9 protein-coding genes are annotated in these 11,213 nt (G+C 66.8%); 5 read left to right on the top strand and 4 right to left on the bottom strand.

The window, feature by feature from the left end:
- Nucleotides 1–20: 20 nt before the first annotated feature.
- Nucleotides 21–1,268 carry a PP2C family protein-serine/threonine phosphatase gene (locus tag J2851_RS21915; protein WP_209768889.1) on the top strand — a complete coding sequence of 416 codons (1,248 nt, stop codon included), beginning with the start codon at nucleotides 21–23 and terminating at the stop codon, nucleotides 1,266–1,268.
- On the opposite strand, the gene J2851_RS21920 is transcribed toward J2851_RS21915, so the two are convergent.
- Nucleotides 1,260–2,165 carry an ATP-binding response regulator gene (locus J2851_RS21920; RefSeq protein ID WP_209768891.1) on the bottom strand — a complete coding sequence of 302 codons (906 nt, stop codon included), beginning with the start codon at nucleotides 2,163–2,165 and terminating at the stop codon, nucleotides 1,260–1,262. The genes J2851_RS21915 and J2851_RS21920 overlap by 9 nt on opposite strands.
- Before the next feature lie 128 nt (nucleotides 2,166–2,293).
- A complete protein-coding gene (locus tag J2851_RS21925) occupies nucleotides 2,294–4,261 on the bottom strand; it encodes a potassium transporter Kup (RefSeq protein ID WP_246500840.1) in 1,968 nt (655 codons plus the stop codon).
- A gap of 840 nt (nucleotides 4,262–5,101) precedes the next feature.
- Between J2851_RS21925 and J2851_RS21930 the strand changes: the two genes are divergently transcribed.
- Nucleotides 5,102–6,553 (top strand): ATP-binding protein, encoded by a 1,452-nt coding sequence (locus J2851_RS21930; protein ID WP_246500841.1) that lies wholly within the window; start codon nucleotides 5,102–5,104, stop codon nucleotides 6,551–6,553.
- 88 nt (nucleotides 6,554–6,641) lie between these two features.
- Here J2851_RS21930 and J2851_RS21935 read toward each other — a convergent pair whose 3' ends face one another.
- The gene (locus J2851_RS21935; RefSeq protein WP_209768895.1) at nucleotides 6,642–6,815 is read right to left on the bottom strand and encodes a hypothetical protein; all 174 of its coding nucleotides are present in this window, start codon (nucleotides 6,813–6,815) and stop codon (nucleotides 6,642–6,644) included.
- Between the two features lie 564 nt (nucleotides 6,816–7,379).
- Here J2851_RS21935 and J2851_RS21940 point away from each other — a divergent pair.
- A complete protein-coding gene (locus J2851_RS21940) occupies nucleotides 7,380–8,069 on the top strand; it encodes a LuxR C-terminal-related transcriptional regulator (protein WP_209768897.1) in 690 nt (229 codons plus the stop codon).
- Between the two features lie 250 nt (nucleotides 8,070–8,319).
- Here J2851_RS21940 and J2851_RS21945 read toward each other — a convergent pair whose 3' ends face one another.
- Nucleotides 8,320–9,060, bottom strand: coding sequence for a response regulator transcription factor (locus J2851_RS21945; RefSeq protein WP_246500842.1), 741 nt, complete (start codon nucleotides 9,058–9,060; stop codon nucleotides 8,320–8,322).
- Between the two features lie 736 nt (nucleotides 9,061–9,796).
- On the opposite strand from J2851_RS21945, the gene J2851_RS21950 reads away from it, so the two are divergent.
- Together J2851_RS21950 and J2851_RS21955 are read left to right on the top strand one after the other, a co-directional pair.
- Entirely contained in the window at nucleotides 9,797–10,444 is a 648-nt protein-coding gene (locus tag J2851_RS21950; RefSeq protein ID WP_209768899.1) for a response regulator transcription factor, read from the top strand.
- A gap of 185 nt (nucleotides 10,445–10,629) precedes the next feature.
- Nucleotides 10,630–11,181, top strand: coding sequence for a thioredoxin family protein (locus tag J2851_RS21955; protein WP_209768900.1), 552 nt, complete (start codon nucleotides 10,630–10,632; stop codon nucleotides 11,179–11,181).
- Nucleotides 11,182–11,213 lie beyond the last annotated feature (32 nt).

Below are 11,213 nucleotides of genomic sequence, written 5' to 3' on the forward strand. Positions count from 1 at the left end.
GCCCGGTGGCGGAAGGCACGATGGACTCGTCGGTCCACCCCCTGCCGGCCGCGCCGGCCGCGTCGCGGCCGGGCGGTGGGCAGCGCGTTCTGGTCGGGCATCCGCGCCGCGGGATCGCGGCGGCGGTGCGCCGCGTCCTGACGGGGATGGGCGTGCGTTATGTGGACGTCGCGGCGGACGCGGGCGGCCTGCTGGCCGCCGTGGAAGCGGAGCCGCCGGACCTTGTGATCATCGACCGCGCCCTGCTGCGCGGGGACGAATCGCTGATCGAGACCTTGCGGGCGGTGATCGGGCGGGGCGAGCTTCCGATCCTCATCCTGGGGCGCTTCGCGTCGCTGGCGGAACGGCGCGCGGTGATGGCGGCCGGCGCCACGGACCTGATCGCCCGTCCGCTGACCGGCGCCGAACTGGCAGCGCGGCTGCGCGGCCATTTGGAAAACCGCCTGCTCAACCGCTCCCTGCAGGAGGTGATCCGCAGCCTCCAGACCTTCCACACCGGGGCGGTGCAGCGCATGCAGCTCGCCCGCGACATGCAGCTCGACCTGCTGCCCGACGAGGCGCTGCGGACGGGGATCGAGCGGCGCTACGGCGTGCGCCTCGACAGCCATTTCGAATCCAGCTCGGAGCTGGGCGGCGACATCTGGGGCGCGCGGCCGCTCGACGACGACCGGTTCGCGGTGTTCCTCTGCGACTTCACCGGGCACGGGGTCGCAGCGGCGCTGAACACCTTCCGCCTGCACGCGCTTCTGGAGAAGATCGACCTGCCCGGCGACAACCCGGCCGAGATGCTGGGCGCCATCAACCGGCTGCTCGTCGGCCTGCTGCCGGAATCGCAGTTCGCGGCCATGCTCTACGCCGTGGTGGACACGGCCGCCGACCGGCTGACCTACGCCACGGCGGGCGCGCCGAAGCCCATCATCGGCGTGCCCGATTGCCCGCTGCGGGTGGGGGAGAGCGTCGGGCTTCCGCTCGGCGTCTCCATGAAAGCCAGCTACCGGAACCGCAGCGTCGAGTTTCCGCCGGGCGCCTTCCTGTTCCTGTTCAGCGACGCCCTGTTCGAAGCGCGCGACTGGGAGGGCCGCCCGTTCGGCTATCCCGGAATCCTGGACCTCGTCCGGCTGTGCGGTCCGCAGGGCGGTGCGCCGGCGGTGGGGGGGGAGGGTGGCCTCGCGGATCTGCTGGACCGCTATTTCGCCGTCATGCCGCGGCCGCTGGCCGATGACCTCACCGCCCTGTGGCTGACCCGAACGGTGCCGCGGTCAGGGTAGCCGCGCGAGGTCGACCGTGGCGACCACGGTGTTCCCACAGCCGACGTAGGACAACTCGTGGAAGCCGACCATGCGCGCGAGCGCGATTCCGCGTCCGTGCGTCGCCGTCGACTGGAAGGCGTCCATGGCGAGGTAACGGGACCAGTCGAACCCCTGGCCCTCGTCGGATACGGTGAAGACGGCCTTTCGCTCGTTCCGCTCCACGCGCAGGGTGGCGGTCTTGTCGGCGTGCTCGGCGCGGGCCAGCCGCTCCTCGATCTCGCGGGCGAGCATGTTGCCCAGCTTGAGCTCGCCCTTGGCGGCATAGCCGATCCCGAGATTGCCGTGCTCGACCGCGTTCAGCAGAAGCTCGACCAGCCCGAAGGCGAGGCCGCGCGCGTTCGGCACGATGGAGGCGACGGCGATGGCAAGGTTGTGGGCCTCCTGCGGCGTGCGGAAGCGGAAGGTTCCCTCGCGCATCAGCGCCATGGCGTCGGTGCGGGACCGCACGTCGCCCTGGAGCCGCTTCAGCCGGGTCAGCTGGTCCACGGCGGCGGCGGCGACCGATTGCAGCAGCTCCCCGGAGTAGGGCTTCACGAGGTAGTAGAAGACGCCGGCCTGGATGGCCTCCGCGATCTCCGCGCTGCGGTCGGAGATGGTCTGCATGATGACCGGGATCGCGGACAGGTCCGGATCGGCCTTCATTCGCGCGAACAGGTCCATCCCGCCCATGCCCGGCAGCTGCCGGTCGAGGAGCACGACATGGACCACCTCCCGCAGGTCGGCGAGGAGCCGCCAAGCCTCCTCCGCCGTGCCGACGCCCAGCGTCCGGTAGCCCATGCGCGACAGGTATCCGGCCACGATGGCCCGGCTCAGTTCCTCGTCGTCGACGACCAGGGCGGTGATGGGATCGGACATGGGCGCTCGCCCTCCCCCAAGGCTTGCAGGTGTCTTTCAGTGTAGCGCGAACGCAGAACGGGTTCTATGCCGCCATTCGTCAATCGGGGGTTAACGGATGGCCGACCTGCTCCCGCGGAGGGCGTGGTTCAGATCTCCACCTGAGTGCCCAGCTCGACCACGCGGCCCGGCGGGATGCAGAAGAACTCCGTCGCCGACAGCGCGGTTTTCGACAGCAGGATGAAGAAGGGCTCCCGCCAGGAGGGCAGGCCGGCGGTCTTGGACTGGATCAGGGTCTCGCGGCCGAGGAAGAAGGACGTCTCCATCATGTCCAGGTGCAGCCCATAGCGCCGGCACAGCTCCAGCGCGCGGGGGATGTGCGGCTGCTCCAGGTAGCCGTAGCGCAGGACGACCCGGAAGAAGCCCTTGCCCAGCTTCTCCACATACACGGCCTTCTGCGGGCTGACGCGCGGCAGTTCCTCGATGATCACGGTCAGGACCACCACGCGCTCGTGCAGCACCTTGTTGTGCTTGATGTTGTGCAGCAGCGCGTGGGGGACGACGTCGGGGTTGCCGGTCATGAAGACGGCGGTGCCGGCGACCCGCTGCGGCGACTGCGGCGAGACCCGTTGCAGGAACAGGTCCATGGGAAGGGCGTCGGCGTAGAGCCGGTCGGCGAGGATGGCGCGGCCGCGGCGCCACGTCGTCATCAGCAGATAGACGGCGGCGGCGATGACCAGCGGGAACCAGCCGCCCTCCGGCACCTTCAGAAGGGTCGCCCCGAACAGCGCCAGGTCGATGACGAGGAAGGCGGCGAAGGCCACGATCACCACCACCGGGTTCCAGCGCCACAGGCGCCACGCCACCACCGCGGCGAGGATCGTGTCGATCGCCATCGCCCCGGTCACCGACACGCCGTAGGCTGCGGCGAGGTTGCTGCTCGACCCGAAGCCGACCACCAGGATCACCACGCCGACCAGCAGCAGCCAGTTGTTGCGCGGGATGTAGACCTGCCCGACCTCGTGCTCCGACGTGTGGCGGATCTCGCGGCGGGGCAGGTAGCCCAGCTGCACTGCCTGCCGCGTCAGGGAGAAGGCGCCGGATATCACCGCCTGGCTGGCGATCACGGTCGCGGCGGTGGACAGCACGACCAGCGGCAGCTGGGCCCAGTCCGGAGCCAGGTGGAAGAAGGGGTTCTCCAGCGTCTCCGGATGGTGCAGCAGCATGGCGCCCTGCCCGAAGTAATTCAGCAGCAGGGCCGGCAGCACGAAATAGAGCCAGGCGAGCCGAATCGGCGCGCGCCCGAAATGCCCCATGTCGGCGTACAGCGCCTCCGCCCCGGTGACCGCCAGCACGACCGCGCCCAGCGTGACGAAGGCCACCCAGCCGTGCAGGAAGAACAGCTCGAACCCGAACAGCGGGTTGAGCGCGCGCAGCACGTCCGGCGCCTGGACCAGCTGGATGGCGCCGAGCACCCCGAGCGTCGCGAACCACACGGCCATGACCGGGCCGAAGAAGATGCCGACCCGCCCGGTCCCCTGCCGCTGGAACACGAACAGCACGATCAGGACCGCCAGCGTGATGGGCACCACGAAGGCTTCCAAAGCCGGGGTCACCACCTTCAGCCCCTCGACCGCGCTGAGCACGGAAATGGCCGGCGTGATCAGGCTGTCGCCATAGAACAGGGCCATGCCGAGGATGGCCAGGGCGACGATCGCCCGACCCCCGAGGACGGAGCCGAGCCCACGGTGGGCCAGCGTGCCCAGCGCCATCACGCCGCCTTCGCCGCGGTTGTCCGCGCGCATCACCAGCATGACGTATTTCAGCGTCACGACGATCACCAGCGCCCAGAAGGCCAGAGACAGGATGCCGAGGATCGTCGGCTCGTCGAGCGGCAGGCCGGTGTGGGTGAAGGCCTCGCGCATGGTGTACAGCGGGCTGGTGCCGATGTCCCCGTACACCACGCCGAGCGCGCCGAGCACCAGAGCCGGCATGCGGTGCGACGAATGCGGCGGCTCGACGTCGCAGGCCGGTCCGTTGCCGGGGCCCATGCCGGGCGTCTCCGTGCTTCCCGTGCCGGTCTGCTGGTTGGCGCTTTCCATCTGCTTTCCGTTCATTCCCTGGGACGTTCCGCGATACCGTTCATCGAAGCGGCCGCGGCGGAAGGCGCCCCCCTGTCGGCGAACGCTCCCATTGCATCATACGTTCCGCGCCGCGCTTCAGGCAAACCCGACGCATTCGATTGAAATTCCGTGGCATTCCGCAGGGGGAAAACCGGGCGGAAAAGCTGGACCGGAAGCCGCCGGAACCCCCTCCGCATAGATGGGATCGGTCCATTACGGAACGAAGCATGAACTTGGCGCTTGATGTTCGTTCTTTGTTCCTGTATCCCTCAACACATCAAGCACGGTCGTTCAAAACAGGAGGGAAAAGGCCATGTCGATCCTGGTTTTCCTGCGTGAGCTTGCCGGTCTGACGGCCCTGTTCGGGACTCTGTTCGTGTGGACCGTCGTGGGCCGCGTCCTGGGCTTCTGAGCAAGGCCGGCCTCGGGGCGCCGCGCCCCCTTACGGCCGCCGCCGGCGCGCCCCGTCACCGAAGGGAGTCGCCGAAAGGGTTGGTTCTCCTCGGTATATAACCCGAAATCCCAAGCCCCTCTTCGCACCGCATCACCTACATCCGGAGGGCGTGTTCCGCATCCGTCGTCTTCGGCAGGGTCGGGACAGCGCACGAGAAACGCGTCGCAGGCCGGTCGGCCGCGGCGCGACGACACCGGCCGGGGGGCCGGCCGGTGATGACAACGCGGACTGTTCGGGAATCGCGACGGATGCGGAACTTCTTTCGGAAGCGGCGGGCAATCGCCAATGCGGATGACCGGGTGTCCATGGGTGGCGGCATCACGGGCGGCGGACCAACCGGACCGGGCGGCACGGGTGGCAATCCGGGGCAAGCGCCTTCCATGACCCCGCAGATGGCCCGCCCGGCCTCGCACTTGCGGCCTGTGGGCGGCGGCCCGGGCGACGGCATGCGGGGCCCGGACGCGTTCCGGGGCGATCCCGGCGGCGATCCGCGCGGACGTCCGTACCAGCCGCCCGGTGCGCAGGCCTACGCGCCGTTGGGCGGTCACCGGCCGAACCCGGCCGCCTCGGCGGGCGACCATGAACTCCCGCGCTTCACCATGACGGTGAACGGCGGGCTGCGCGCTCCCGGCGCGGTCGGCTCGCCGGCCATGCTGAAGGGGCTGACGCCCGAACTGAACGGCCTGCTGCGCGAGGCCTTCACGCCGACGCGGCCGAAGCAGCAGCTGAACTCGCTGTTCATCGGCCGGACGGACACGCTGAAGCGCATCATCTCCGCCATCGAGGAGGAGCGGGCGCACGTCATCCTGTTCGGCGACCGCGGCCGCGGCAAGACCTCCGTCGCCAACGCGATCGAGAAGATCGCCGGGCAGGCGGGCTACCTGTCGCTGAAGCTGACCTGCAGCGCGGAACTCAGCTTCGAGGACATCTTCCGGCATTTCCTGAAGAAGATCCCGTCGACCTACTACCGCTCGGGCATCGACAACCCCTTCGCCTCGCGGCGCAGCTTCACCAGCTTCAACGAGCTGCTGCCGGAGGGCGGCTTCAGCGTGACGGAGCTGAACGAGGTGCTTTCGGGCATCCACGCGACGCACGTCCTGCTGATCCTGGACGAGTACGACCGCGTCACCGACGAGGATTTCCGGAACAAGCTGGCGGAACTGTTCAAGAACCTGACCGACAGCTCGATCCCCGTGACGCTGCTGGTGGTCGGCGTGGCCGAGAACCTGGACCAGCTGCTCGGCAAGCACCCCTCCATCCAGCGCTCGCTGGTGCCGGTGCATCTGCCGCTGATGACCGACGTGGAGATCAGCCGGCTGATCAACGCCGGCGCCGAGAACGCCGGCATCACCTTCGCGCCGGACGTGGTGGACCGCATCTGCGAGTTCGTGCGCGGGCTTCCCTACTACGCCCAGTTGCTCGGCCTCCACGCGGCGCGCAGCGCGGTCAGCCGCGGGGCCACGCAGGTGGAGCGCGAGGACCTGGCCTACGCCGTCACCCGCTGCCTCCAGGAGGCCGAACGCGGCATCGTCGATTCCTACGCCCGCGCCCTGGCCGCGGAGCGGCGGGCCGAGCTGGAGGACGTACTGCTGGGCTGCGCGCTGTGCCCGGCCGACTCCTACGGCACCTTCGACCCGAAGGATCTCGCCGGGCCCAACGGCGCCGAGCCGTCGCGCGAGGCCCTGGAGATCCTGGAGCGGCTGTGCCGCGAGGATTACGGCGGGATCCTGGCTCCGGTCGTCGAGCCGGGCTGGACCCGGTACCGCTTCCGGAACCAGATGATGCGCCAGTATGTCCTGATGCGTCAGGCCCACGAGCGCGGCCAGATCTGAGTCGTTCGCCCAACGGCGATGGGGAGGGCCTTTCCCGCGTTGTGCGGGAAGGGCCCTTTTCCATTTCTGGCGCCGTTTCAGGCTCCGCTTACGAATCGAGCGCCGCGGCGAGCATCACCGCGCCGGCGATGGCCGCGCACAGGACGGCGACGATCAGCAGGCTGCGCAGGAACTGCCGGAACTCGCCCTGCTTCCATGCGCTGCGCGCCAGCAGCAGCAGGTAGCCGGCCACCACCGCCTCGATCATGTGCCACTTGGTCATGCACCGGATCCGACCGTGCCCATGCCGCACCGGCCCAGCGCCGCGCGTTCCACCGGCGCAGACGGCCACCGCCGGGCGGCCCGCGTCAAGGGCCCGAAGCATGGTCATATGACGTTCGGACTAAACCCTAACCGTTGGTTGGTGTCCGCCGTCCGGGTTACGGGCGAGGAACATCCATGCAGAGTCCAACAGGTCGCCGTGGGTGCGAGCAGGCACGCAACTGATTTGCGCACAAAAGCACCTTTGCTCCCCCAAAACGCGCGTGCCGCTGCAAAATAGGGGTAGAGATCAGCAAAACTATACTTTCGAAAAGATAGGTCGGTTACTTTTAAAGTGAACGTGTCACCCATGATTCGAAAGTAGCTTTGCGCATATGCCTAATGCGTTCTTCTTTTAATCCCACAGAGTGGTACCGTTCTGCACGACACAGGGGTAAGGTCATCCAAAATATCGGCACGTCGATGCCATCAGGGGGCACGGAGTGAGGAAACCTCGGGTAACCGGTAGCCTACAAGATTGCCCAAGGAGTCTGAGCAACTTTCCAAAATTCGCGGGAGCTGACCAATGGAACCAGTGCGTGCTTTTCTGATCGACTCCAACAAGCTGTTCCGCGAGGGCCTGAAGCGGCTATTGGACGACTCACCGTTCCAGATCGTCGCCGAGGCCGGCAACCTGCGTGAAGCGCTGAACACCGTCGAGAACGGATTGCGTCCCCAGCTCATCCTGCTCGACCTCGTGAACGGTGGTGAAGAAGAAGCGGAGGGCATGCGCCGCCTGCGGGCGCAGCTTCCGGAAGCACGCATGGTCATCCTGACCAGCGACCTGTGCACCCGGCGCCTCGCCAACGCGCTGGAGGCCGGGGCCGACGGCTACCTGATGAAGGATCTGTCGTCCGACGCCCTGGCGCAATCCCTGCGTCTCGTCATGATGGGCGAGAAGGTGTTCCCGACGCACCTGGCGGCGCTGCTCATCTCCGGCCGCGTCAACGGCAACGGCACCGACATGCCGGTGTCGCGCAAGGGGCTGTCGCAGCGCGAGGTGCAGATCCTGCGTTGCCTGCTGAACGGCGACAGCAACAAGATGATCGCCAACCACCTGAACATCACCGAGGCCACGGTGAAGGTTCACTTGAAGAGCCTGCTGCGCAAGATCAACGCGTCGAACCGTACCCAGGCGGCCATTTGGGCGCTCAACAACGGCATCGGCGGCGAACTGGCCGGCGCCGGGGCCGTCGCGGCGGCCGCTAACCAGTAACCTCTGGCGTCATCCCGGGGCCAACCGGACCGGCTGTGCCAAGCGCGCAGCCGGTCGGTGGCCGTTTCCACCGTCCCCCGCACGCATAGCACCGCCCAAGCGGCACAGCGCGCAGCGCGTCCGACGTGGTTCCACCCACAGGACGCGCTGCGCGCTGTGCCGCTTTGTTGTGTGCGTGGAGTGAAAGAATATCCCGGCGCGGTGGCCGGGATGCAGAGAGAGATGGGGGAGGGGAAAAGGGAATGGGCCGTCAGGCGCCTGGACGGTGGGCCTGGGGGGCGTGCATGTGGTGCGGGACCATGCCCTCGCGCGCGGACTGGAGCGCGCTTTGCTGGCGCGCGGCGAAGACGCCGGCTTCCGTTCTGTTGCGGAAGTGCAGCTTGGACAGCACGCTGCGCACCATCGACTTGATCACCGCCTCGGACAAGTCGAGCTGGTTGGCGATCGTCCGGTTGTTCAGGCCCTGGCCGAGAAGGCGCAGCGTCTCGAACTCCGGTTCCGACAGCCGCGGCAGCAGCGTCAGCCTGATCTCGTCGACGCCGAGACGGGACAGGAACTGCTTGGGCATCAGGCAATGCCCCTCCAGTCCGAGGTCCAGAAGCTCGTTGATCCGGTCGACGTTGATGTCCTCGAACACCCAGGCGTCCGCGAAAGCGAGGATGTGGGCGGCATCGAGCAGTTCCCGCGACGACAGCACCACGACGATCCGTGACCGGCGCGACAGGCGCAGGTACACCATCGGCTCGTTCTCGCGCAGGGCGGTGAACTGCTGAAGCCCGATCAGAATCGCGTCAGGAGTCAGCGTGCTCTGCGTCAGTTCGGTGATGTCGTGGAAGACGGTCACGCGATGACGGCCTGCCTTGTCCAGCGCCTGCACCACGGTGTCGGTCAGGGAATTGTTGTCAAGGATCAGGCAGACGTGCATGGGGGTCACCGCGTTGCGGGTCGAGTGCGATGCTTTCTCTTGGGCGTACTCATGGTTCATGTGCATGGGTCAGCTCTGTTTGGAGGAGGCATCCACGGCAGGCCCTTGACGGGCATTGTCGCCGCCTGTTGAGGTTGGTTGAAACACGAACGACTTCGGTTAAAGACTGCATCGAATATCTTGGATATGTCTTTCAAAGCTGGAAAAAAACTTGACACTGTATCTATGATTTTATAAATTAGGACTGTGCTGCGTAAATCAAACGATAGACGATCACTCAAGATCGTCAAGCACATCTGAATGGCGATCCAGCCCCTCGGAGCGATAATACTTTCGCGACGAGCCTGCCAGAAAGGCCATGGGGCATCTGTTCGGCGGGGCTGTGGCTTCAATGCCGATCGGATAAGCCCAGACGGCGTGAAATTGTCCCGTTTGGAAAAAATTAACTATTTCCGGCTGCAATGGGTTTGTGCGCTTCGCACGTCCGGAAACAGGCCGCCTGCGCGCGGGTTCCCGGGTTGACCCGCCACCGCCGAACGCCGCGGCTTTACTTTCCGGCTGGGTCCTATGACCTGTGGCGTATTTCCCCTTTTGTTCCCGCTGCCGTACCCGTGTCGAAGGTCTTTCCGCAACCGCAAATGACCTATGGCCGTTGTCGGTATGTCGGTACTCGCCCGAATGTGGTAGCTAACACTCAAGCCATCTAGGCGGGGAATGGTCCAGTCACCGTGGGGGTGACCCGGACAGGAGGGGCGATCGGCTCCAGAAGAATTCGGCAGCAAAAACAGGGTGGACGGGGACCATGAGAATTCTGATCGGCGATGACCATCTCCTTTTTCGTGAAGGCCTGCGTCGTTTGCTGGAGCAGCTTCACACCGAAGCCACCTTCGTGGAGGCCGGCACCTTCAACGAGGTCGTCGAGCAGTGCCGCACCGGCGGCAGCTTCGACATCGTCCTGATGGATCTCCATATGCCGAGCTGGCCGGGCTTCGACGGCCTGCGCGACGTGCAGGCCCTGCAGCCGGGCGTCCCCGTCGTGGTGATCTCCGCGTCGGAGCAGCTGAGCGACATCCGCGGCGCGCTCGACCACGGGGCGACGGGCTACATTCCGAAGTCCAGCAGCGTCAAGGTGATGATGGGCGCGCTGAACCTCGTCTTCTCCGGCGGCATCTACGTTCCGCCCAACGCCCTGGCCGCGGCGGTGGCCACCGAGCAGTCCCCGCGCCGCCGCACGATGGACGGCGTGGACCGCAACTCCGGCTATGGCCTGACCCAGCGCCAGCGCGAGGTCCTCGACTGCCTGCGCGCCGGCAAGTCGAACAAGCAGATCGCCTACGAGCTGGGCCTGTCGGAAGGCACGGTGAAGATCCACGTCACCGCGATCTTCAAGTCGCTCGGCGTGAAGAACCGCACCCAGGCGGTCATCGCCGCTGCGGCGATGGCGTCCTGACCGGGGCTTGAGACCCCGGCAGGGACCTTTTCGACACGAAAAGGGATGGAAACGACGACCGCGGAAGGCCGCGAGAGGGTGCGACGAACGTGCCCCCGCGGCCTTTCCGATTCCGGGTTTCGCCTCACGTCTTATATTGCCGTCCGGCAGTGACGGGAATCAGAGCCCAGGAAGAGGAAACGACGATGGCGGAAACCCCGGTGTGCGAGTTCGGCTGGAAGGCGGTGGACTTCAGCCTCAAGGGAACCGACGGCAAGACCTACAGCCTCGCCGACCTGCGCGGGCCGAAGGGGACGCTGGTGATGTTCATCTGCAACCACTGCCCCTACGTGAAGGCCGTCATCGGGCGAATCGTCGACGAGGCGAACGCGCTGAAGCCGCACGGGATCAACGCCGTCGCCATCATGTCGAACGACACCGACCGCTATCCGGAGGATGGCTTCGACAACATGAAGCGCTTCGCGCAGGAGAACGGCTTTCCGTTTCCCTACCTGCTCGACGAAACCCAGGAGGTCGCGCGGGCCTACGGGGCGGTGTGCACGCCGGACTTCTTCGGATTCAACGCCGACCTGTGCCTGCAGTATCGGGGGCGGCTCGACGCCTCGAAGACGCAGCTCATCCCCGATGCCCCGCGCGAGCTGTACCACGCCATGGTCCGAATCGCCGACACGGGGCAGGGGCCGGCCGACCAGATCCCCAGCATGGGCTGCTCGATCAAATGGCGTGACCCGGCCTGACGGAGAACGGCGTCCTCCCCCCACGGGGGAGG

It is taken from the genome of Azospirillum rugosum (genome assembly GCF_017876155.1).
GTDB lineage: Bacteria > Pseudomonadota > Alphaproteobacteria > Azospirillales > Azospirillaceae > Azospirillum > Azospirillum rugosum.

What these genes read in the sequence shown, in the direction of transcription:
- J2851_RS21915 (WP_209768889.1), top strand. Translation starts at nt 21, where the DNA reads ATGGACTCGTCGGTCCACCCCCTGCCGGCCGCGCCGGCCGCGTCGCGG.
- J2851_RS21920 (WP_209768891.1), bottom strand. Translation starts at nt 2,165, where the DNA reads ATGTCCGATCCCATCACCGCCCTGGTCGTCGACGACGAGGAACTGAGC.
- J2851_RS21925 (WP_246500840.1), bottom strand. Translation starts at nt 4,261, where the DNA reads ATGAACGGAAAGCAGATGGAAAGCGCCAACCAGCAGACCGGCACGGGA.
- J2851_RS21930 (WP_246500841.1), top strand. Translation starts at nt 5,102, where the DNA reads ATGACCCCGCAGATGGCCCGCCCGGCCTCGCACTTGCGGCCTGTGGGC.
- J2851_RS21935 (WP_209768895.1), bottom strand. Translation starts at nt 6,815, where the DNA reads ATGACCAAGTGGCACATGATCGAGGCGGTGGTGGCCGGCTACCTGCTG.
- J2851_RS21940 (WP_209768897.1), top strand. Translation starts at nt 7,380, where the DNA reads ATGGAACCAGTGCGTGCTTTTCTGATCGACTCCAACAAGCTGTTCCGC.
- J2851_RS21945 (WP_246500842.1), bottom strand. Translation starts at nt 9,060, where the DNA reads ATGCACATGAACCATGAGTACGCCCAAGAGAAAGCATCGCACTCGACC.
- J2851_RS21950 (WP_209768899.1), top strand. Translation starts at nt 9,797, where the DNA reads ATGAGAATTCTGATCGGCGATGACCATCTCCTTTTTCGTGAAGGCCTG.
- J2851_RS21955 (WP_209768900.1), top strand. Translation starts at nt 10,630, where the DNA reads ATGGCGGAAACCCCGGTGTGCGAGTTCGGCTGGAAGGCGGTGGACTTC.